17 protein-coding genes are annotated in these 23546 nt (G+C 33.8%); 4 read left to right on the top strand and 13 right to left on the bottom strand.

What is annotated here, in order from left to right; translation table 11 throughout:
- Nucleotides 1-35: 35 nt before the first annotated feature.
- The 7 genes from P177_RS16695 to P177_RS16725 all read right to left on the bottom strand — a co-directional run bounded on the left by P177_RS16695 (nucleotide 36) and on the right by P177_RS16725 (nucleotide 11095).
- Entirely contained in the window at nucleotides 36-1256 is a 1221-nt protein-coding gene (locus tag P177_RS16695) for an Nramp family divalent metal transporter (RefSeq protein WP_036156587.1), read from the bottom strand.
- Nucleotides 1253-2512, bottom strand: a complete 1260-nt coding sequence (locus P177_RS16700; protein ID WP_157486601.1) for a hypothetical protein — start codon at nucleotides 2510-2512, stop codon at nucleotides 1253-1255. Before P177_RS16700 ends, P177_RS16695 begins: the two co-directional genes overlap by 4 nt.
- A 246-nt stretch (nucleotides 2513-2758) precedes the next feature.
- The gene (locus tag P177_RS16705; protein ID WP_036156591.1) at nucleotides 2759-4072 is read right to left on the bottom strand and encodes an amidohydrolase family protein; all 1314 of its coding nucleotides are present in this window, start codon (nucleotides 4070-4072) and stop codon (nucleotides 2759-2761) included.
- Between the two features lie 114 nt (nucleotides 4073-4186).
- Nucleotides 4187-5734, bottom strand: coding sequence for a RagB/SusD family nutrient uptake outer membrane protein (locus P177_RS16710; RefSeq protein ID WP_036156593.1), 1548 nt, complete (start codon nucleotides 5732-5734; stop codon nucleotides 4187-4189).
- Nucleotides 5735-5761: 27 nt separating this feature from the next.
- Nucleotides 5762-9085 (bottom strand): TonB-dependent receptor, encoded by a 3324-nt coding sequence (locus tag P177_RS16715; RefSeq protein WP_157486602.1) that lies wholly within the window; start codon nucleotides 9083-9085, stop codon nucleotides 5762-5764.
- 192 nt (nucleotides 9086-9277) lie between these two features.
- Nucleotides 9278-10396, bottom strand: a complete 1119-nt coding sequence (locus tag P177_RS16720) for a FecR family protein (protein WP_036158686.1) — start codon at nucleotides 10394-10396, stop codon at nucleotides 9278-9280.
- Between the two features lie 138 nt (nucleotides 10397-10534).
- Entirely contained in the window at nucleotides 10535-11095 is a 561-nt protein-coding gene (locus P177_RS16725; RefSeq protein ID WP_167333124.1) for a sigma-70 family RNA polymerase sigma factor, read from the bottom strand.
- Between the two features lie 484 nt (nucleotides 11096-11579).
- Between P177_RS16725 and P177_RS16730 the strand changes: the two genes are divergently transcribed.
- On the top strand, nucleotides 11580-13235 hold the full coding sequence (locus P177_RS16730) for a S8 family serine peptidase (protein ID WP_051941892.1): 1656 nt from the start codon (nucleotides 11580-11582) through the stop codon (nucleotides 13233-13235).
- A 253-nt stretch (nucleotides 13236-13488) separates the two neighbouring features.
- Here the strand turns inward: P177_RS16730 and P177_RS16735 are convergent, their stop codons facing one another.
- The 4 genes from P177_RS16735 to P177_RS19530 all read right to left on the bottom strand — a co-directional run bounded on the left by P177_RS16735 (nucleotide 13489) and on the right by P177_RS19530 (nucleotide 17929).
- Nucleotides 13489-15789 (bottom strand): DNA topoisomerase 3, encoded by a 2301-nt coding sequence (locus P177_RS16735; protein WP_036156598.1) that lies wholly within the window; start codon nucleotides 15787-15789, stop codon nucleotides 13489-13491.
- A gap of 204 nt (nucleotides 15790-15993) precedes the next feature.
- Nucleotides 15994-16434 (bottom strand): DsrE family protein, encoded by a 441-nt coding sequence (locus P177_RS16740; protein WP_036156600.1) that lies wholly within the window; start codon nucleotides 16432-16434, stop codon nucleotides 15994-15996.
- A 92-nt stretch (nucleotides 16435-16526) separates the two neighbouring features.
- The gene (locus tag P177_RS16745; RefSeq protein ID WP_051941893.1) at nucleotides 16527-16964 is read right to left on the bottom strand and encodes a response regulator; all 438 of its coding nucleotides are present in this window, start codon (nucleotides 16962-16964) and stop codon (nucleotides 16527-16529) included.
- 524 nt (nucleotides 16965-17488) lie between these two features.
- On the bottom strand, nucleotides 17489-17929 hold the full coding sequence (locus tag P177_RS19530) for a BLUF domain-containing protein (protein ID WP_051941894.1): 441 nt from the start codon (nucleotides 17927-17929) through the stop codon (nucleotides 17489-17491).
- 231 nt (nucleotides 17930-18160) lie between these two features.
- On the opposite strand from P177_RS19530, the gene P177_RS16760 reads away from it, so the two are divergent.
- Both P177_RS16760 and P177_RS16765 read left to right on the top strand, forming a co-directional pair.
- Nucleotides 18161-18625, top strand: a complete 465-nt coding sequence (locus P177_RS16760; protein WP_157486603.1) for a hypothetical protein — start codon at nucleotides 18161-18163, stop codon at nucleotides 18623-18625.
- Between the two features lie 109 nt (nucleotides 18626-18734).
- A complete protein-coding gene (locus tag P177_RS16765; RefSeq protein ID WP_036156605.1) occupies nucleotides 18735-19244 on the top strand; it encodes a peroxiredoxin-like family protein in 510 nt (169 codons plus the stop codon).
- Nucleotides 19245-19327: 83 nt separating this feature from the next.
- Here P177_RS16765 and P177_RS16770 read toward each other — a convergent pair whose 3' ends face one another.
- Entirely contained in the window at nucleotides 19328-20044 is a 717-nt protein-coding gene (locus P177_RS16770; RefSeq protein ID WP_036156608.1) for a ribonuclease activity regulator RraA, read from the bottom strand.
- Nucleotides 20045-20067: 23 nt separating this feature from the next.
- On the bottom strand, nucleotides 20068-21036 hold the full coding sequence (locus P177_RS16775) for a sugar phosphate isomerase/epimerase family protein (RefSeq protein ID WP_036156610.1): 969 nt from the start codon (nucleotides 21034-21036) through the stop codon (nucleotides 20068-20070).
- A gap of 172 nt (nucleotides 21037-21208) precedes the next feature.
- On the opposite strand from P177_RS16775, the gene P177_RS16780 reads away from it, so the two are divergent.
- Nucleotides 21209-23530: a chondroitinase-B domain-containing protein gene (locus P177_RS16780; RefSeq protein WP_036156612.1), complete on the top strand. Its 2322-nt coding sequence runs from the start codon at nucleotides 21209-21211 to the stop codon at nucleotides 23528-23530.
- The last annotated feature ends 16 nt before the right edge of the window (nucleotides 23531-23546 follow it).

The raw sequence follows: 23546 nt of genomic DNA on the forward strand, positions 1-23546 counted from the left end.
TATTATTAATTATTTCGTTTAAATTTTAGAGCCCTTTACATTGTTAAATACCCAATAAGTTTTCCGTACATAAAATAGACAAGAGCACTAATTAGAATAAAACCTATAACCGCCATAATGTTTTGTAGAATACTGTTCTTATACTTGCCCATTATAGACTTGCTATTAAGAACCAAAAACAGACCAATGGCAATAAGTGGCACCCCAAGTATTGATGATGCCTGAGCCATTATTAATGCATATATTACATTACCTCTAAAAAAGACGGCAATGACCATACCTGCCAATAATATTATAGCCGTAAACACTTTAGGCATCTTTTGGTTCATTGAACTACCTAAACCCATGCTATCTGCCAGCAACCCACCACCAGTAACCGAATTGACCACAAGCGAAGAAAATGCTGCAGCCATAAAACCAAAACCAAATATATATTTAGCAAAACTACCTAGTAACATTTCTAATTGAATAGCCATATCTGCGGCAGAGTTCACTGATATCCCCTTAGGTTTTAATGTCGCAGCTGCTGTAATCACCACAAGTGTCGATATTAACGCAAGCAGAAATACACCTATTTTAGTATCTCTAATACTTTTATGCATATCTACTAATTTCCAACCTTTACCTTGTACGAGGTATGCCTGAAAAAATGCATTATGTAAAACAAAGGTTGTACCTACCAGGGCCGCTATTTCATTAAAATCATCACCAGAAATCGCTCTCGGTATAAAACCCATAGCGGCAGCTTCTAAATCTGGTTTTATAAAAATAAGGTTGATAATAAATGCCAATATCAGGATGATGACCATTACCATCATTATTTGCTCTAGTGCCTTATATAAATTTTTAGCATAAAATACGAGTATGATTGCTAATGGAGTATATATTAATGGCCAGACAGCTTCATTGATTCCTGTTAGTGTTTTCATGCCCATTCCAACCCCAAGGTTGTTCCCGAACTGAAAACTTAACGCAGCTAAAAATGAACATACTCCAATGGCAATTGATAACCATTTACCATATTTTTCAGCGATCGTAGTCAACAAAGATTTCTCATGTAAAACACCATAACGGACACTCATAGTAGTATAAACACTCATAGAAATCGCTCCTAACGCTATTACCCACAATAACGAATAACCATGTGTAGCCCCAATTCTAGAAGAAACCGTAATACTACCAGGACCCAGAACTACTGCTGCTATTATAAACCCAGGACCTAAGGCTTTAAAGAAATTTTGTATTTTAGATTTCATTTGGATGGTTGGTATTGCACAAGAACTGGATTAGACAATTGTTTGTAAAGCTTCTGTATTTCTTTGGATGGGTTCTCACTATCAACTTTAAAAACTGAATACACATTATCTTCAAAGTATCTACTTCCTTTTGGTACTTTTAATTCGCCACTATCTACAAACCTCCTGTCCCAATATCTCCCGTCACTATAAGAGTATGATATTTTAGTTTGAGCATCGGTCATTGGTGACATAGCACCATCTAAATTTTTATAATCAAATCGAATTCGAAGGCTTCCAAACCCATAATTGGTACTGTCATTATAAAAGCCAAACCAATTCGCATTTGCATCAATTGGATGCTTACGAAGTTCTTTAACTGTATAATGAGAAATTAACGGTGGTTTATCGTAGAGGATTACTGTCTTTACTTTACCATCTTTAAGCGGGGTAAATGCATGCGTAAAGAACTTGTTCATCGTCATTTCGTCATTTCTCAACATGGTCACAGTTAAACTATCTATCATTGTCATTTCTGAAGAAAACCGAAAAAATGGTAGACCTGCATAAAACTTATATTCTCCTTTAAGTTGAATTTCTTCATAACCTTTTACTTTTCCTGAGCGGTATATTGAAATAACATATGGTCCTTTGTCTATATGAATTGAATCAAATTCATGTAAATGCGCCATTGTTTTATACTCCTCGTTTTTCTTTTGAAAACTAGGAGACCAATGCATTTTAATATCTGGTCGTTCTAATTTTATTCCATCATATTCTTTTAAAGAAATGGAAGTAATTTGCCCTGGGGCCAATGGTATATTTTTTGAAGATCTTTTAGCCGTTAAATTTGCCTTATAAAATTCATTTTCAACAAAAAGATTCAACCACTCACCTTCTGCTTTCAAATCCGTAAGAGTCTCTTCATCTTTTTGAACAACAACCTGATACATATTGGTTTCATTTGATTGAATATGTATTGGAAATAAACAACGAACAAGGTTAGAATCTAGTAATACTTCTAACGCATTTAAAATCTGTCCTTTTACTAAATTGCCATCATTAGTATCTTTTAAAAAAATAGCATTATTCTTAAGTTGATGTGTATCTATTGGTATTTTCACCTCTACATATTCCAAACCACGAGCCACACCTATCGGTTCTGTAATGGTTAGAGAACCGATAACGCCATCATCTTTACAAGAAAAAAGCATTAATAGAACAGTGCATATTAAAATGTAACCACATGTGGTGAAAAAAATAATTCTTGATTTCATTTCTTTGTATCTTATTATTTAAAGCCAACTATATTTCACCAATTTTTCCTATCAATATTCTCCTAAACCCTTATAAACAAAGGGGCGAAAAGAATTTTACACTAAAAAAATCAATTACAACCAGTCACTAAATAGTCACTACTAAAATCTTAGAAGATTTAGCTGTCAACATAAATAGTATGTGCTCATTATGGATAAAATCAATTATAATAAACCAATCTTGACTATACTGTCAACAGATTGGTACTACTCAAGCCAGATGCCATTTAACATTACCCTTTCAATGTTATACATATCTCGTATATTTTCAGTGGGATCACCACTAATCAAAAGTAAATCTGCTTGTTTGCCCTTTTCAATACTACCAAGGCGATGGTCTATTTTTAAAAACTTAGCATTCTCTAAAGTAGATGCCTTCATAATTGCCCCATTACCCATACCTGTTTTAGAAAGTAAATCCATTTCATGTTGATATGACCAGCCCATTTTAGCATAAGGCACCCATGGTCCGTGAGAGCCAACTGCAATTCTCACATTAGCTTTTGCACATCTACCAATAAATTCATTCATATGCTGAAAAGCAATTAATGCAGTACTATCTGTCTTATCTCCCTCAATAATATACTCATAAGGTCCTAAAGTTGGTGTTAAGAAAGTTTGATGTTCTTCAAAAAACTTAATCAAAGAATCTGCTTTTTTACCATTTACATCAATGTCTTTCCACATTTCTAATCGCCCAGAAATTCGTGACTTATTATCTGCCATCATTTTTTGACGAAACGCTTCAGCTTTTCTTTTAGATACCAATGCTGTTCCTAATGATGTTATATGTTCAACCCCATCTAAGCCAGCTAAAACTGCTTGTCTTACATCTGTAATTTCTAAATGGGCAGTAACCGGTAACCCTTTACTATGAGCTATATCCGTAACTTCTTTAATTAAACCAAGAGGTAAGTTTTGATAAATTTTAATAGCTGATACATTCTGACTAAAAAGATAATCCATAGCCTCTTTTACTTCGGCTTCATCCCTAACCATATAAGAATCTTTAGGCCATGATGGTGGCGGCATGTCTATATGTGGACCTGTTAAAAATAATCTAGGAAGAGGATCACCCGTTTCACGTTCAAAATCAAAAGCTTCTATCCATTGCCCTGGATCTCTAACAGAAGTTACTCCATTACGAACAAATTTTGTAGGGAAATGTTTAACATGGTCATAATGAAAATGCGCATCGACCAAACCTGGCATAAGAGTAAGACTATCGCCTTCAATTACTGTAGCATTCTCTGGTATTTCAATTTCTTCTTTTGGACCTACCTCATCAATTAAACCATTTCGAACTATAACAGTAGAATTTTCAATAGTAGATTCGCTTAATCCATCAAAAAGTGATACTCCAACGATTGCATATATATTATCGCCTAAAGGAATCTCCTCATGATTTACCTCTACCGGAAAAAATTTTATTTCTTTTTCAGAACCTTGTTCTTGCAAATTCTCTTTACAAGAAAAAATAACTATTACAATTGATAGATACAATAAACTATACTTCTTCATTTTAGTTTTGTTTAATGATACAAAACCAGTAACTCTAAAATTTATTTATGTTCATTGGTATAAAGGCATTCTTCCTAAGAATGAATGCCCGTATACAACTAAACTAACAAACTCTTAGTAACCTGGATTCTGAACAAAATTCTGATTCTTGTCTATTTCTCCCTGTGGTATTGGCCACAAATATCTAAACTCACTAAAATTTGATTGAGGCTCTAATCCTGAAGGACCAAAAACTTCGCTTCCTAAATCCCTACGTACAATATCATACCATCTTTTAAATTCAAAAGCTAATTCAATACGCCTTTCCTCCAAAATTATAGTTCGCAAATTATCAGTACCGGTTGCGATAACATCTTCAGGATAAATGGACGGAGCGTAACTGTCATAACCACTACCATAAAAATCAATAGTTCCTGCATTTCTAGCACGACCTCTAATTTGATTTACATAACCTATAGCTTCAGAAGCAAGCCCTAATTCATTGGCAGATTCCGCTGCAATAAGTAAAACTTCGGCATACCTAAAAGCTGCGTGATCAAAATCAGATCTCCAACCAGCAGTTGTTCTTCCTTCTCCCGGAAATCTATTAAACTTTGCGATATGGGGTCTAGCAACCTCAAATTCAGAAAATGGTCTAACAATATCTGTATCATCAGCCAATATCAATGAATCGGCCATACTCACTTTTAGTCTATAATCGTTGGCATCCCAACTATTGTAAACATTAATATGAGGTACTAGCATACTCCAACCTCTAATAGGTTTTACACCACCTTCAACACCGTTAAACGGTCCAATTTTATTATCATTTTCATAAGTAATTGGGTTTGGATTCTCACCAGTTTGATTGCCCGTAAAATCTATAGAAAAGATATACTCTTGAGAAGCCCATTGTTCACTTTCTCTAAACACATCTTGAAAATCATCTGCCAATGCGTAATTCAATGCTCCTGCATTATCTACCACCCATTTTGCTTTATCATACGAATTTTGCCAATCTTCTATCGTCATATAAACAGAAGCCAAATAAGAAGCTGCTGTTCCCTTTGAAGGTCTTGATCTTACACTACCGCGTGGCTCCATTTCTAAATTATCAAAAGCAAATGTCAAATCTTCTATAATTTTCACATATACTTCTTCTGAAGTAGATTGTTCTATGCTTAATGGGTCAGCGATATCAGGACTATCAATGTATGGTACATTACCATAAATTCTAACTAAATGATAATACAAGAAACCTCTAACAAACCTTGCCTCACCTTCTGCAAATTTTTTGTCTTGCTCATCAATATCATCATCTAAAAGACTGATACCATCAATAGCTGTATTTGCAGTGGCAATAGTTTGATATGCCGTAGCCCAAAAATCACTTACAAATGAATTTGTAGGTGTAACTAAGAAAGGACTAAACTCTGTATAATCACTAAACTCAAGTCCATTATCAACCATATCGCTTGACAGTTGTAAAGGAGTGGTAAGACCGCTTCCATAAAAATTTCCAGATGCCATTAAGCCGTATGTACCATCTGTCATTGCATTTACATCATCTATAGTATTAAAAAAACCTCCTGGACTCAATGTCCCTATCGGTTCTTCATCTAATTCTGCGCAGCCAACAAATGTCAAAATAGCTAGTGCAGAAAATTTTATTATATTCTTCATAATTATATTTTTATTTATTGTTGATTACTAAAACCCGATGCTTAGTCCTAAAGTGTAAGATTTCACATTTGGATAACTACCATAATCCAGTCCAAGATTACTACTTGAATTACTATAAGATACTTCTGGATCAACGCCTTTATAATCTGTAAATGTGATTAAATTCTGACCACTTACATATAGTCTAGCTGATGATAATTTAATTTTTGACAATAATGATTCAGGAAAATTATAACCTAAAGAAATGTTTTTTACTCTGATATAGCTACTATCATCTATCCATCTGTCAGATGTAACATAACTTCTACTAATTCGAGCCTGTGGTATATCTGTATCGGTATTAGTTGGTGTCCATCTATTAAGCGCCTCGGTAGTTACATTGGTTCTGCCATTTAAAGCTCCTAATTCCATTAGGGTGTAATTCATCATTTCACCGCCTTCTGATCCTTGAACAAAAATGTTAAGGCTTAGATTTTTAAAGCTAAAATCATTGTTCCAACCCCAAGTAAAATCTGGGTGTGGATTTCCAATAACACTACGGTCATCATCAGTTAAGGCTCCATCTCCATTAAGATCTTTAAACTTTTCGCCGCCGACTTCTTCTCCTCCTTCAAGGATAATATCGTCTGCTTGAACAACACCATCGTAAACATAACCCCAAAATTGACCTACTGACAGACCTTCTCTTAATATCTGTGTATTTCCCGCTCCAGATAAAGGTGCCGAAGAATAGTAAATATCATTTCCTTCGGTATCGTTATCAACTAGTTTAATAATCTCATTATCATTAAATGAAATATTAGCAAATGTTTTCCATTTAAAATCGCCTTGAAAAATAGCTGCATTTGCTGCAAATTCAAATCCTTTATTCTGTACCGTACCAATATTTTGTAGCTGTGTTTCAAAACCAGTATAATTTGGAGTAGGAACATTAAACAAAAGGTCGTTTGTCTCCATTATGTAGTAATCAGCAGTAAAACCAAATCTATTTCCTAAAATACCAAAGTCCAAACCAATATTTGTTTGAGTTGTAGTTTCCCATGTTAGGTCGTTATTAGAAATCGTTGAAGGTCTTAAAGCTGTTACCGCATTACCTTGTACTGTTGTAAAAACATCTGTAAATGAGGCTAAAGACTGATAAGGACTGATAGCCTGGTTACCAACTTGACCATAACTTGTACGAAGTTTTAATAAACTAATAGTATTAGAATCGACTAGAAATTCTTCATCAGAAATTTTCCAACCAAAAGCTGCAGAAGGAAAAAACCCATATTTTTTATTTTCTGCGAATACAGAAGCTCCTTCGTAACGACCAGTGAACGTAAATAAATACTTATCGTTCAAGGTATAGTTCAATCTACCGAAGAATGCTTCAAAAGTAGATTTTGTCAATTCTGAATCAACAGATGCAGCATTTGTACCCGCACCTAAATTCCAAAACGAAAAAGAATCAGAAATAAAACCTGAAGTTATAGTTGATGAAATTTCGGTTCTATCTTTTTGATAAGAATAACCTGCCATTAAAGAGATATCATGAATATCGGCAAACACCTTAGAATAGTTTAAATAATTCTCATTGATTAAACTTGTGTTTCTATAATTAATAAAGGTTGCTTCACCACCAGTACCATTACCACGTTCTAAAGTTGTTGGGTAATACTGACCTGTTCTTGATCCATTAGCTTTAACACCTAAGGTCGACTTAAATTTTAAGCCATCTGCAATACCGATTTCAGCATATACATTACCTTGAAATAAATCGCTAACAACTTCATTCTGGTACTCAGTAGCCATTGCAAATGGATTATCAATAGGATAACCAACCACACTCAACGAATAAACGCCATTTTCATCAACAAGACCTTGAGTAGGAGAAAATTTATAAGCTCCCGAAACAACACCTGTTTGAGATGCATCACCACCTTCTTGAGTTCTAACTCCGTTTCTATTCGTTCTACGTGCGAAAAGACTTGACCCTATATTTACTGACTCAGATACTTTTAAATCTAAATTAGAAGTTATAGAATATCTCTTATAATCAGAATCTTTAATTACACCCTGTTGGTCAAAAATTGCACCTGATAAATAATAGCTTAAATTATCTGTACCACCAGAAACTGATAATTGGTAATTTTGAACATCACCTGGTCTATAAATTTCATCTTGCCAGTCTGTTCCAGCTCCAGTTAGTTCAGGAACAAAATCTGGATATAGTTCTTGAATATAGCTGGTAAACTGATCAGCGTTTAGTAAATCTAAATTATTGATTTCTGTCTGTGAAGAATAAGAAGATGAAAAACTAAATTGTGGTTTCCCTTCCGTTCCTCTTTTAGTAGTTACAATAACAACTCCATTTGCCCCTCTAGCCCCATAAATAGCTGTTGATGAAGCATCTTTAAGAATCTCCATAGACTTAATATCTTCAGATGGAGGCATTATACCACCAATAAATCCGTCAACTACAATTAATGGATCATTACCCGCGTTAATAGATGTATTACCACGAATTTGGATACTGTAATCGGATCCAGGAGCACCATTTGTAGATTGTACAGTAACACCCGCTGCTCTACCCTGTAATGCTTGAGTAGCATCTACTACAGGAAAAGCAACTAAATCTTCAGAACTAACTGATGATACAGAACCAGTCAAATCACTTTTCTTTACACTTCCATACCCTACAACAACAACTTCATCTAAACCAGCTGCATCTTCCTCTAGTTTAACAGAAATATTAGTTTGCCCATCTATGGATACCTCACGTGTAGAAAACCCTAAATAAGAAATTACTAAAACACCATTGTCATCTTGAACATCTAATGAAAATTTACCGTCAAAATCTGTTTGCGTTCCGTTGGTCGTTCCTTTTTCAACAATGCTCGCTCCTGGTAACGGCTGCCCTTTAGAATCGAAAACGACTCCTTCTATTGTAGCTTGTTCCACAGAGTTAACTGTCTTTACCTTTAAATTATTCGAAGGTGCTAAGGGAATTTTCTTTACTAAATAAACTCGTCTTTTATTGATATTATAAGTGGACCTACTATTTTTGAATATATTATTCAAAATATTTTCGATTCCTTCATTTTCAACTTTAATAGATACTGTTCTACCTAAATCTACATCCTCTATCTTATATACAAACTGAAATTCAGTAGTACTTTCAATTTCATCTAAAAGGTTGCCTATAGAAATATTATTGAATTCTAGAGATATTTTTGTGCGTTGTGCATAGCTATCATTGGCATGAAGACTAAAAAAAGCAACCAATATAAGCAGCGTACTTATTTTCATTTTTAAATAATAAGAAGATAAAGGATATCGCCTTCTTGAGTAATTAAGAAGTTTTTTCATACTTTTAAGGTGTTAAAATGTGGTTATTATTATCTTAATCACGACTACTTAATCGGGAGATGTTCGAGCATTTTCCGATTTTTTTTATGTCTTTGACAAATCGCAGTCAGTAATTATTTTCTTGGTATTCTTTTTTAGACTGTTTTGTTTAATTCACTGGCGTTTGTTTTAAATATTTATAGTTACTATCAATTAATCTATTATTATTTTCCCATCATCCATAATCTTGAAACTAAGACCATAGTTAAATTTCAGTTCTTCTAGAACATTTTCAATTGGCTGATTCCCAAAATTAGCATTGAACCTCTTGGCTGAGATACCTTTATTCTTGTTTACAATTGAAACATTATAATGTCTTTCAAGCTTCTTGATTATATTATCAAATGTCATATCTCGAAAAATGAGTTCCCCATTCATCCATGAAGTATACATATCTGTATTTACCTGGTTCTTGTCCATTTCTCCAGTTATTCTACCAAAACTACCTTTGAAACCAGGTTCTAATAAAATTTCACTTATACTTTCGTTATTCCCCAATTTACTAGACATACTTACCGACCCTTCAACCAATACTACTTCTGTTGTAATATCTTCAGGATATGTTGAGATATTGAATTGTGTTCCCAATACCCTAACATTTAATTCTCCGGCATTAACTATAAACGGATGTGCCGAATCCTTCGCAACATTTAAATACGCTTCTCCCGATATAAAAACTTTTCTATCTTGACCTTTCAAAAATTTAACAGGATATTTTAAGGATGACCCGGCATTGAGCATAGCAATCGTACCGTCAGAGAGTTTTAATTCGAATTTTCTTCCAAAGGGAACAGTCAGCGTATTAAATACTACTTCCTCGACATTACTATCATCCGAATAAACTAATTGATTACCATTTTGTTGACCTAATATAGCCCCGGTTTTATCGGTAACTTTAACAGCTCCATTTTCTTCAATAATCTTTAAGCTCCCATCTTCAAGCTCAAGAGTAATGGCATTTTCAGGAATATTAAATGCGGTAGGATCTTTGGAGTCCATAAAATTAAATCCTATTACTCCGATAAACACTGCAGCAACCGCCGCTAGTATTTTCCAGGTATAAGTCTTACTCTCTTTAAAATCACTTTGTGAGCTGATATTCTCCCACAAAGAATTTTTGATATCTATTTTATTAGACTCACTCTTAAAATTAAAATCTTTATTGGCTGAAGAGATTTCTTCATTAAATTTATTTAGAAGGTTGTTCTCTTCCTCTGAAATCGAACCATCTAAGTATTTTTCCAATAATTCACGAAATTCGTGTTCACGCATATTTTTATCTCTATAATTATATGAACCAAATAAGCCAGCCAACTCACATCAATAGTTCTGTTTTAACTTTTTTTTAACATTTTAAATTTAAACGAACTAGATTGAGTAATGATTTTAATCAATAATAATCGTGATTTTTTAACCTAAAAAAAGATAGATGATTAAAGGTAATTTGTGTAGTACTCCCAAATTCTGCTTGATTAATTTAAGAGCTAAAGAGACTTGATTTTCAACAGAACGTTTAGATATACCCAATTGTAATGCTATTTCTTCATTAGTATTATGTTCCACTCTACTTAACTGATAAACTTCTTGACAACGTGGAGATAATTCTTTTAAAGAATTGGTGATAATAATATTGGCTTGTTCTAAATCGTATTGGTTTTCAATTTCGGGTCTACAAAACTTTAATGAGTCAATAACACTAAGTTGTACAGTATTCAATTTATTATCCCTTAAATATTTAAAACAACCATAACTGACCGCCTTAAAAATATAAGCCTCAAAATTCTTGATTTCTCTACTTTCTCTACCTTTCCACAATTCAACCCAAATATCTTGAACAACATCCTTAGCAACATCTTCATTAAAAATAGTGCTTTTAGCTTTCAAAAACATGGATTCCCAATACATCTCAAACAATTTATGAAAGGCTTTTCTGTTTCCACATTTAAACTGAGAAACAAGTAATTCGTTCATGTAAGTTTTTTCTTTCGACATTGGAATCGACTGGTCAATTAGGAACTTTGATAGATTATAAATGTATAAAAAAATACATTATACAGCCTTTAGCTTCTTGGTTTTACTCAATGAACAGATAATAAAAACCTTAAACAAAAAGGTAGCTAGATAAGGTGACCAATAATATATATCACTAAGTAAAAAAGTGAAAGATTTTACTTTTATATCATTTAAACACATGTGCTACAGAGATTTGTAAAACACTTTTTTATGATGAAAACAAATAAAAAATAGCTTATAGGAAAGACTACAATAGATTAATTTAGAAACAATTAAGTAAAAGAAATTTCACAATAACTTAATCTAATTACATGTCCTTAACAGCCTGCCAATAATCAATTTCAACTGGCACCATATCAAATTAGCATTAAAAGTAATTTTTATGACATCTTTTATCATAGGAAGAAACTTTAAGTAGCTATAGTATTTTTAACTTACGCCTATGAAAACTATAACAGCTATTATTTTATTTACTCTACTCACGCTCTCATGTACTAGAAATAATACTAAGATTATAAATAGTTCACATACCATTGCTTTAAGTTCAAAAAAGTCTAAAGAGGGAATTATAAACCAACTGAAAAGCTGGGCTATTAGAGATATTGAAAAAGATACGATACCTGGCATTAGCTTGTTAAGGACAACCGAGGAACTACTTACCGATAAGAAGGGAACTGATGTTATCGTAGCAGTAATAGATATGCCGATTAAAATTGACCATAAAGCATTAAAAAATAATACTTGGAAAAACACAAATGAGATTGCAGGTAATAATATTGACGATGATCAAAATGGCTACATTGATGACATACATGGCTGGAATTTTATAGGCAATTCTAAAAATGAAAATATCATATTCATGCATTATGAATTTACCAGATTTTTAATTGCGGAAAAGATGGGATTACCATTAAGACCTGAGTTGGCTAGTCAACTCCCAAGAGCGCAAAAAGTATATAATGAAAGGATGAAATATGCTGAAGAAAATTTATTAGGCGTAAAAAAAATGGATAGTTTGTATTACAATACTAAAACAACCTTGAGTAGTTTCTTCCCAAATGAAAAAATCAATGAAACTAAATTAGATAGTCTTTTGTCATCAAACCCTAAGATAGCAGAGGTCATTGAATTACATAAGATGTACCAAGATGAGAATGTTGATGATTCTTACGTAGCTAACATGATGTTAAAAGCTGAAAAAAGAATCAATATTCAATTAAATCTCGATTACGACGATAGAGCAATTATAGGTGATGATGTAAACAACCTAAATGATAGAGATTATGGTAATAACAATGTTAGCCATAATACCGAAATACTAACCCACGGTACAAAAATGGCAGGTGTAATCGTTTCTCCTTTTGGAGAAGAATCACTCCAAAACATAATGAAGCATATAAAAATAATGCCATTGCCTATATCTGGGTTGGGAGATGAGAACGATAAGGATATGGCTCTAGCAATTAGATATGCAGCTGACAATGGTGCCGATATCATTAACATCAGTTCTGGAAAATACTTTTCTCTTCATGAAGATTGGGTACATGATGCCATTAAATATGCTGAATCTAAAGATGTATTGATCGTTGTTTCTTCTGGCAATGTAGGTATTGATTTGGATGCTGAACCAAAATATAGATATCCGAATGACAACTCAATAACAGATAAAACCGAAATCTCTAATAACTTTATGAGAATTGGAACTTCAAATTACACTCTAGACAGCACCTTTGTTCATCCTGCTACAAACTATGGTAAAACCGAAGTAGATATTTTTGCTCCCGGAGAAGAAATATACACTGCTACTTCCATCAAAAATGAAGATTACGCTTATGGAAGCGGCACATCTGAGGCTGCTGCATTTGTATCGAAATCAGCTGCCATTATAAAATGCTATTACCCTAAATTAAAAGCTCATCAAATAAAGGACATACTTCTTAAAACTGGAGTCCAATACAACATAGAAGTTTCTATGAAAGACTCATTGGATAACAACATTAAAATTCCCTTCAATGAACTTTCCAAAACAGGAAGCGTAGTAAATGTTTATAACGCTTTAGTTTTAGCTGAATCATTAACTACGAATAGTTCAAATTAGAAGATTAATTCAACAATTTTTCTTTCTCCTCAAGTATTTATTATCTTCACCTTAAATAAGACCGAATACGCTACCGCATACGGTGATAAGCAATTTTCGGTAAAACCAAAAATATAAATTACTGATAATCAATTAGTTGATTTTTTAGCGTAGGAATTTTCTTGAACTCATAACCCGAAGGTCGCTGGTTCGAGTCCAGTCCCCGCTACTAAGAAGATTGAGCCTTTTAGGAAACTGAAAGGCTTTTATATTTCTACACACCTCTAAAAATCTCAAAAACCAAATCCTTGGTCAATGGCTGACCATTTGCTTTTGCTCGAATATTTTCAAAGCTAAACCTAAAATCACAACCTGCTTTGTATTCGCTACAACCATAAGCTGTTTTCCCTTTAACTATAGTACCTTTTTTGCATTTAGGGCAACTATTTTCTTCAGTTTTAGATTTCGCTTGAATCTTTGCTTTCTTTGGTTCTAACTTTAATTTAAAAGTATCGTCAAACCTAACTAGACCTTCCACCGAAGTACCATCAACTTTAAAGCCTTTTAAATTAACGGTAGATCCTTTTTGAAACAGCCTAATATATTGTTTTTCCGATATGGTCTTGCCCTCAAACTTAAAGGGTATTACGAAATCGCACGTCTTCTTAAACTCAGAACAACCATAGGCCGTTTTTCCTTTTCGTATACTTCCCTTTTTGCATTTAGGGCAAACCTCCAAAGTCAATGTGGTCGATTTTTTAACCGCTTTCTTTTTAGAAGTCGCAGCTGCCGGTTTATTATTTACAGAAGATATATTTGCCTTTCTAGTTTCACTGCGTACCTCGTAAACCAGCTGATTTACCATTTGTTTCATTTGTTTAATGAAACTACCGGCATTGAAAGTACCTTTTTCAATATCTTTTAGCTGCTTTTCCCATTTACCTGTAAGCTCGGCAGATTTCAGCATCTCATTTTGTATGGTATCAATTAACTGAATACCGGTAATAGTAGGTATAACTTGTTTTTTATTCCTTTTTATATATTTTCTACGGAACAGGGTTTCTATGATATTGGCACGCGTAGAAGGTCTACCTATACCATTTTCCTTCATTAACTCACGTAACTCTTCATCTTCAACTTTTTTCCCTGCTGTTTCCATGGCTCGTAAGAGGGATGCTTCCGTATATTGCTTTGGTGGTTTTGTCTGCTTTTCAAGAAAAGAAGGTTCATGAGGTCCTTTTTCCCCCTTTTTAAATGTGGGTAATATTCCTGATTCTTTAGCAGTACTATTTGGTGTTTCAAAAACTACACGCCACCCTTTTTCTACTATTTCTTTACCGGTGGTTTTAAACTGTACTTTTTCCGCTTTACCGATTACGGTAGTATTGGAAACTTTACAATCTGGATAGAATACGGCAATAAAACGACGGACGATGATATCATAAACCTGCTGCTGATTGTATTGCAAGTTCATTTGTTGACCTGTTGGTATAATAGCATGGTGATCCGTAACCTTACTATCATCAAAAACCTTTTTGGTTTTCTTTAATTTTTTACCATTAAGAGGTTTCGTTAGCGTATCGTAATTCGAAAGATTTTTAAGTATTCCCGGAACTTTTGGATAGACATCATTGGGTAAAAATGTAGTATCTACCCTTGGGTACGTAACTACTTTTTGCTCATATAACTTCTGTACGATTTTTAAAGTTTCATCTGCGCTAAAACCAAATTTAGTATTACAATATACTTGCAAGCCCGTTAAATCAAAAAGCTTGGGCGCATACTCATTACCGGCTTTTTTAGTTGTAGAAACAATTTCAAAATCGTGCTTTTTTACAATATTTGCCAATTTTTCGCCATCCTCTACTTTTAGAAAACGGCCTTCTTCGTAGCTAAATAAAGTATCTCGATATAAAGTTTGTAACTCCCAGTAAGGCTGTGGCTTAAAATTTTCTATTTCTTTAAACCTATGTACCAACATTGCCAAAGTGGGCGTTTGTACGCGCCCTACAGATAACACTTGCTTGTAAACACCATGTTTTAAGGTATACAAACGCGTGGCATTCATACCTAAGAGCCAATCTCCTATAGCCCTCGAAAAACCTGCATAATATAAATTATCATAATCTGTAGAGGGTTTTAAATTTTTGAAACCTTCTTTAATAGCCTCAGTAGTAAGCGAAGAAATCCAAAGTCGCTCTACCTTACCTTTGTAATTTGCCTCGTTCAATACCCAACGTTGTATCAATTCTCCTTCCTGACCAGCATCACCACAATTGATTACAACATCTGCCTTGTCAAATAATTGCTTTATAATCTTAAACTGTTTTTTGATGCCCGAATCTCCGGAAACTTTTGTTCCAAAATGATCTGGTAGCATTGGAAGATTATTCAAATCCCAACTTTTCCAATGTGGCTTGTAATCGTTTGGCTCCTTTAATGTACAGAGATGCCCAAAAGTATAGGTAACCGCATAACCATTGCCTTCGTAGTACCCGTCATGTTTGGCACTTGCACCAAGAACAGATGCAATTTCTCGTGCCACAGATGGTTTTTCGGCAATACAGACTTTCATTTTAGGTGTTAAATGTTAAGATTTAGCTTTGCGTTTTCGACCAACAAATATAGAAATTGTTTAATGAAAGAACCATTATAAAAAAAGCCGCTTAAACTCTGTTTAGCGGCTAATGATATCTAATTACCATGATATTTTAATGGAGAACCTTAGCTAAGCGACAATAGCTTGTTGGAAGAAGCAATGTAGTTGCCTTCATAATTTTTAATACGTCAACGTGTTATAACCATTGGCTTGTAGTTGCAACATGCGAACCGATGCAGTCGGGGTAACATCAAGACCATCAAAAAGTGTTTCTTCTGCCACACCTAATTTTTCCATGGCAACACTACAAACACTTACTTTTACTTTTCCTTTATACTTTTGAAAGAACTTTTCTAACTCTGAATCTTTGACCAATTGTGTAACCACCTTTCCTTTGACTACGATTTCATATTCCTCAATTTCAACACCATTTTCAATCAAAAGGTCATACATACCCAATACACCCTTAAAATGCCTTTCTGTAGTAAGTACAAAACCATATTTAGGAGTTTTCTGTAAATCCGCTACAGTTTCTTGGTCTAGTTTTTTCTGAGCATTAACTTGGGCACCACCCGCAATCATTAACATTAATACTAAAAGAGTTCTAAGAATATTTTTCATGGGTTATATTTTGATGTGTAAATTGATTATCTAAATTAATGAAATTAATCCCCAAACACTCCGTCAAGGCTCAAGAAAAATGGCAATTCTAATTACGTAAACACAATGAACTCTTCTTTAGGCAAGACTTCTCTATTTTTGATAGGTACTGATTTTAATGATTTTAGCAATAGCTCCTTTAATTCTTTAAAAGAAGAAGATTTTTTCAAAAACTGATTGGCTCCATCTTGTTTAAGTTGATTTACTTCTCTATCTCTATAAATTGATGAATACGCTATGATATAAATGTTATTGAATTTTTTGAAATTTCTTATATCCATAAGACATTCAAAGCCATCCATAATAGGCATGTATAAATCCAAAAATATGATATGTGGTAAAGTAATATCTGAGAACAATTTATCCATTAAGTCGACTCCATTATCAAATTGAAATACTTCTGTTTTTACAGGAACACTTTTCAATGCTTCCATAAAAAAATCGCGATCATCCAAATCGTCATCTGCAATATAAATTCTCAAATCTTTCATTATTTTTATATCATACTAGTATGGTTTCCAAAATTATGGACAAATACAACATAGTTTTCTACCAATAAAATTGAATAATGACTCAATAGCATATTACACTTAAAAAAAAATAAAATATGTAGTAAAATACTTACATTTGAAATTTTACGTTAAATTACAAATGTTCCCGTTTTAATTGTTTAAAAATATTATGGCTATTAAAAACTCTGACGAACTTTTATCAATACTTCAACATTACCAGCTTGACTATTACACTAAAGGGAATGCTTTGAAAGTTTACAATATACTTACAGATGTGTTACCTACAATCGAGTTTAAAAGTGAAAAATGTTCCACTGAATTTCACAAAAGGTATAAGGAATTAAAAACGATTGAAAATTTAGCAGATTTAAACGAGTATTCTGAAAAATTCGCCCAGAATTTATTGAAACTTCTTTTAATAATAAACAATTGTAAATTCTCTACAAACAATAGCTAAGGCTACTCGTTTAAATGAAAACAATTTCAATACAATATAAGAGGTCCTAATTTAAATTATCGTAGCCAATTTTATTCAATAAATCTTTTGCTGCAATCCAGAATCTTTTTGAGGTCGGATTAGGCACAACTGACATATCTGGAATTTCATCTTCGGGACTTACCATTAATTGAATATACTGAAAAGCTTCGTTTGGGATTTGTTCAGAGAGATAAGCCATACTCCAAGTATCAAATTCCCTAGAATAAATATTGCCTTGTGAAAGCAAATCTACTGACCTATGCCGTATATCTATTTTAATCTTTTCAAACAAGGCTAAGACTTCCTCGGCTTCTCCTTCTAAATATTGAATAAAAAAACCTTCAAAATAAATTAAACACCCTGTAATGTCATGCTTAGCATTAAATTCTCTTGATTCAACTAAAATCTCACCAACTTGAGCTGATGTAAGGGTATTGGCTATTGATTTATACACAAGATTATACATATAGCAGAAAATATAGAGCTACTTAATAAGGCAATAAGATACCTCCTTTAAGTGAAAATAGAGTGCTATTAAGCATTATTTTTTCTACACGATTAATGATTGTTTAAGTATAATCAGGGGCACTAATTAAAATTTTGCTTCCACGTGAAGAGTCAATATAAAATGTGATTGCGTCTATTGAAATCTTTTTTTAAATATATTTTTCGTTAAGAATCTAAAAATATGAAAACCATGAAAACTAATATCGTAGTCATACTAGCTCTAACCGCTATTTTGACATCATGCTCAAGCACTAAAAACACCACATCTGTAACTAATGAAACGTCAACAGACCTAACTGAAACAACCTCAGGAAAAACCTCTGGGTCAACAGAAAGCAATTCAACCACCATGACACAGAATAATATTGCCTCTCAAGTAAACGGATCAACTGGTGCAATGAGCAACACGGGTGTTCAAAATACTTCACAAAGCATAAAAAGTAAAAACGCTACCATGTTTTCCAAACTTGAAATGAGCGATGATCAAATTAGCACATATAACGCTGCCATGAGTCGTTTTAAAAATAAACAAGCCAACACGGCAAGCGGAGAAATGTTAGGTAGTATAGAAAGTGAACGCACCCGCCAATTAGAAAATATTTTATCTAGTTCGCAGTATGCAAAATACGAGCAATGGTTGATAGATAATCAATAAACTAAACTGTCTAGCATAGGAATTGAATCAATAGAAAAAGGTATACAACAAACCTTTAATATCTGCCTCTTATATCTTTATGAAATACTAATTATAAAATAACATTACAATGATAAAACCCACATCAGAAGTACCTGAGTTAAAAATATCTTTAATTAACGATACCCAATGGAGTTTATATGACCAAGACAGTTCATCTTTTACAATGGTCGTGTTCTATAGAGGACTACATTGCCCAGTTTGTAAAAATTACCTAGAAGACCTTGCTACAAGATTAAAAGACTTTAGTGACAGGGGTGTTCACTTAATTGCCATTAGTGGTGATAGTGAAGAACGTGCAAAAAAAGCAGGCAAAGAATGGAATATACCTGAACTACCTGTTGGTTATAATCTACCAATTGAGACTGCTAGAGAATGGGGATTATACGTTTCTAAAAAAACATCGGACAAAGAACCGGATGAATTTTCAGAACCTGGATTATTTTTAATTCGCCCTGACAACACATTATATGCAAGTGCCATTCAAACAATGCCATTTGCTAGACCACATTGGGATGATATTTTGAACGCAATTGACTATGTCAACAAAAACGATTACCCTGCGAGAGGTGGAGAATAATATCGTTTCGATATATTCTAAAAATAAGAAAGGTGGACAATTCTTTAAAGAATTGTCCACCTTTCTTTATAATATCAAAAATATTAGTTTCTTTCTGACTTCCACTTTTCAAACTCCGCCTTTATACTCTCATCTACCATAGGGTACAGACCTATTACTGCCCTACCTCCTTGAACTTGCTCTATTACAAACTCCTCATACATTGTCATTTGTATACATTCATCTGCAACCTCATCGGCAAGATGCGCTGGTATTACCATTACACCATCATCATCGCCGAGAATAATATCACCAGGAAAAACAGCTACATCTCCACAACCTATTGGGTCGTTGATAGCAATTGCTTGATGCAAGGTTAAATTGGTAGGTGCCGTAGGTCTATTATGATAGGATGAAAAATTTAAGTCTGCAATTTCTGCAGAATCCCTAAATCCTCCATCAGTAACAATTCCTTCTGCATTTCTCACCATAAGTCTAGTCACCAAAATTGATCCAGCAGATGCCGCTCTTGCATTTTGCCTGCTATCTATAACCATAACAGCTCCTTCTGGGCACTCTTCTACCGCTACTCTCTGTAAATGCTTTGGATCTCTAAATACAGTGATAGGATTTAAATCTTCGCGAGCCGGTATGTAACGTAAGGTATATGCCTCCCCAACCATAGTAGGTCTTCCTAATTTTAATGGCTTTACATGTTGTATGAACTGATTCTTCAGTCCTTTTTTAAATAAACAGGTTGCAACGGTAGCCGTACTCACCTTTCTTAATTTATCTTTTGTTGCTTTAGCTATTTTGGTCATTATTTTTAATCTGAAAATTTATATTATTCGGCTTTTTTCCATGCTTCTTGCAAAAAGGTCAAATCCTTTTTCATCTTGGCAAACACTTCTTTTTTATCCATTGTAATTTTCGTTGCACCATGTTCCGCTCCACCAAGATCATATTCTAAATGTAATGAAATGGGCACATTGATCTTATATTTTTTAAGTAAAGAGAAATATCTATTAAAATCTACCATACCTTCCCCCAAAGGAGTATTAATAGGCTGCCACAAACCATCTTTCTTTCCCCATTTAAAATCTTTAATTACAATAGATTTTATATACGATTGAATACGACGCAAATCTAACTCCCAACTTTTTCCTCCTTCTACAACGGCATGTCTTATATCATATTGACAACCTAAAAATTCACTATTTGTTTTTGAAAAAATTGTAGGCAAATCCCAAATTGGAGCACCCACATGATTACCCGCATGATTTTGGTAGCAACCAATAATCCCTAACTCTTTATTTAAGATTTCTAGATTTTTAGCTTCAGTGGCATATTGTAATAGAATTTCATCTATTGACTTATCTTCAGGATAGCTTAACCAACCGGTACGATAGTATTCAATTCCTAATGTACTAGCCGTCTTCAATACTTCTTGCTGACGAACATCTGTAATATCCCAAACGTTAGTGGTCATCATTTTTGATGATAACCCAACTTTTTTCATAGCTTCTACTGCTGCCGGTAAATCTTCATTTACCTTTTCTGGCAAAATGTGTCCTTTTGGACGCACTGTTAGATCTAATCCATTAAATCCTATTTCTGCGGCTGCCGCAGACATCTCATTATAATCAAGAAATTGTAAATGCTTAGAAAAAAGGTGTACCTCAATAGCATCATTTGCAGCAATTTTTGGCTTTAAAAAACTACCTTCTAATCGCACTAAAGGCAAGCCCGCCAACGCCATAGCTGATTTCTTGGTGAAATTCCTTCTAGAAACACCTTTTTTATCTTCTCTCATTTTTAATATCCCTTTTATATTTTATCAATAGGTTTTGTGTTAATTAGTTGCCATTCTTACAAATATATGTATTTTTGGTCAACCAAACTGGTTAACCAGTTTATCCTGATTTCATAGTAAATCATACATCTAAACCTACATTTAGTTTCAAACCAGATTAATAACATATACAATGAAAAAGTGTTTCTTATTATTAGCATTTGTTTTTCTACTGCTTTCCTGTGGTGAACAATCAAGCAGCAGTAGCGCAATTACGGTAAAGGATATTAATGAATTGAACACAGCAATTGCCGAGGCAAAACCTGGTGATGATATTGTTATGGCCAATGGAGATTGGAAAAACGTAAATATCAAATTTGTAGCATACGGTAATGAGAAAAACCCTATTACATTAAGAGCAGAAACCCCTGGTGAAGTTTTAATTACCGGTACTTCTGATCTAAAACTTGCAGGTGAGTATTTGAAAGTTAATGGTCTGTATTTCACTAACGGATCGTCTCCTTCTTCTGCGGTTATCGATTTTGGTATTAGTGAAGACTCGGTTGCTAACCATTGTAAAATCACCAATTCTGCTATTATAGATTTTAATAAGGCACAACGAAATCAAACGGATTTATGGGTGTTATTCAAAGGGCGACACAATGAGCTAGACCATTGCTACATTGCCGGAAAATCTAATAGAGGACCTACCGTTAGAATTGATTTGGCAGGTAATAATAGTATAAAGAATTACCATAAAATCACCAATAACTATTTTGGTCCTAGACCTCCAAAGGGCGGACCTAGTGCAGAAACCATACAACTGGGAAATAGCTTTACCTCTATGGCACCTAGTCATACCTTGGTAGCCAATAACTTTTTTGACCACTGTAACGGTGAAGTAGAGGTCATCTCTAGTAAAACCAATTTCAATGAATTTAGAAATAATGTGTTTTACAAGAGTGAAGGTTCTTTGGTTACAAGACATGGTAACTATTGTATTATTGACGGGAATGTTTTTATAGGGGATGAAAATTCTGAACAAATAGGCGGTGTTCGTTTAATTGGTACCGGACACTGGGTTACCAATAACTACTTCTACAATTTAAACGGACAAACATTTAGGAGCCCGCTTGCCGTAATGAACGGTATTCCAAAATCACCATTGAACAGATATTTACAAGTTACCGATGTTGTTGTTGCCAATAATTCTTGGGTAAATTGCGTGTCGCCTTGGCAATTTGGAGTAGGATCGAACACAGATCAAAAAGATATTTTACCTAAGTCAGAGATTAGATCCGCAACACCTATACGAACAACCGTGGCAAATAATCTTATCTATAATGACAAAGGAGATAAGCAGCCTATTGTTACCCATGACTCTATAGATGGCATTAGATTTAAAAGTAATGTCATTAATAATCAAGGAGTGATGTTTAAGGCGGTTGACGGACTTACCCAAAAAGATTTTGGTACTTCTATAGCTGATGGTAATATTTTAATGCCCGATAATTCATTAGCTGAATTTGAACTTTATAACGGATTTGAATTTGACCAGATCACGGCAGATTTATTCGGTAATTCTAGAGCTGACAATAATATGGTTGGCGCTGTTATAGGTAAGCCTGTGAACAAAAAGGATATGATGGATGTATCTCTTTATGGAACTGACTGGTATGCTAACACAGCTTCTAAAAACGAATCTGGCAAAACGCATTCAGCTGGTACAACAGATGAACTTGCAAATGTACTTTCAACTGCAAATAGCGGAGATACCATAACCTTAACCGCCCAACAATACAGTATAACTTCTCCATTAAAAATTGATAAGTCAATAACTATAATGGCTGCTACACCAGAAGCAAAAGCAATTATTGAATATGAGGGAGCAGCTAAAACTCCTGCATTTGAAATGAATCCTAAAGGGCAACTTACCCTTAAGAATATTCAACTAGTAGGAAACAAAGAACAGTACGCTTTTGCTAGTTTAAAAAACAATATGTCCAGCCTTTATAATTTAAGCATCATTGATTGTGAAATATCGAATTTCGATTATGTTTTGAAAGCATATAAACTGTCGTTTTCAGAGTACATTACCTTTACTTCTACACAAATTAAGAATTGTGCAAATGGCATTGAACTGTCTGAAGAGACCGATGACAAAGGTGAATACAATGCTGAGAACATAACTATTGACAATTGCTTATTTGATGGGGTTGCCAAGAACGTAATTGATTACTATAGAGGTGGGTACGATGAATCTACCGTTGGCGGTAATTTAATAGTAACCAATAGCACATTTACACATTGTGGATCAAAAGCTGAAGAAGGTCTACTTCTTAATACTTACGGAATCATTAATGTAAATCTTGCCAATAATAAATTCATTGACAACCCTGTAAAACTTGTTGCACGTTTATGGGGTGCAAAGAACAACAAGTCCTCTAACAATGAAATAAAAAATTCCGGAGAGTTGGTTGTACAAGAAAACCTTCCTCTTAAACTTATGTACTAATACCACGCAAAAATAT

The sequence above is a fragment of the Maribacter forsetii DSM 18668 genome, assembly GCF_000744105.1.
GTDB lineage: Bacteria > Bacteroidota > Bacteroidia > Flavobacteriales > Flavobacteriaceae > Maribacter > Maribacter forsetii.

Bases quoted from the DNA above. Each gene is read 5' to 3' on its own strand.
- P177_RS16695 (WP_036156587.1), bottom strand. From the start codon at position 1,256: ATGAAATCTAAAATACAAAATTTCTTTAAAGCCTTAGGTCCTGGGTTT.
- P177_RS16705 (WP_036156591.1), bottom strand. From the start codon at position 4,072: ATGAAGAAGTATAGTTTATTGTATCTATCAATTGTAATAGTTATTTTT.
- P177_RS19530 (WP_051941894.1), bottom strand. From the start codon at position 17,929: ATGTATAATCTTGTGTATAAATCAATAGCCAATACCCTTACATCAGCT.
- P177_RS16735 (WP_036156598.1), bottom strand. From the start codon at position 15,789: ATGAAAGTCTGTATTGCCGAAAAACCATCTGTGGCACGAGAAATTGCA.
- P177_RS16760 (WP_157486603.1), top strand. From the start codon at position 18,161: ATGAAAACTAATATCGTAGTCATACTAGCTCTAACCGCTATTTTGACA.
- P177_RS16740 (WP_036156600.1), bottom strand. From the start codon at position 16,434: ATGAAAAATATTCTTAGAACTCTTTTAGTATTAATGTTAATGATTGCG.
- P177_RS16765 (WP_036156605.1), top strand. From the start codon at position 18,735: ATGATAAAACCCACATCAGAAGTACCTGAGTTAAAAATATCTTTAATT.
- P177_RS16725 (WP_167333124.1), bottom strand. From the start codon at position 11,095: ATGAACGAATTACTTGTTTCTCAGTTTAAATGTGGAAACAGAAAAGCC.
- P177_RS16775 (WP_036156610.1), bottom strand. From the start codon at position 21,036: ATGAGAGAAGATAAAAAAGGTGTTTCTAGAAGGAATTTCACCAAGAAA.
- P177_RS16770 (WP_036156608.1), bottom strand. From the start codon at position 20,044: ATGACCAAAATAGCTAAAGCAACAAAAGATAAATTAAGAAAGGTGAGT.
- P177_RS16745 (WP_051941893.1), bottom strand. From the start codon at position 16,964: ATGAAAGATTTGAGAATTTATATTGCAGATGACGATTTGGATGATCGC.
- P177_RS16720 (WP_036158686.1), bottom strand. From the start codon at position 10,396: ATGCGTGAACACGAATTTCGTGAATTATTGGAAAAATACTTAGATGGT.
- P177_RS16700 (WP_157486601.1), bottom strand. From the start codon at position 2,512: ATGAAATCAAGAATTATTTTTTTCACCACATGTGGTTACATTTTAATA.
- P177_RS16730 (WP_051941892.1), top strand. From the start codon at position 11,580: ATGAAAACTATAACAGCTATTATTTTATTTACTCTACTCACGCTCTCA.
- P177_RS16715 (WP_157486602.1), bottom strand. From the start codon at position 9,085: ATGAAAAAACTTCTTAATTACTCAAGAAGGCGATATCCTTTATCTTCT.
- P177_RS16710 (WP_036156593.1), bottom strand. From the start codon at position 5,734: ATGAAGAATATAATAAAATTTTCTGCACTAGCTATTTTGACATTTGTT.
- P177_RS16780 (WP_036156612.1), top strand. From the start codon at position 21,209: ATGAAAAAGTGTTTCTTATTATTAGCATTTGTTTTTCTACTGCTTTCC.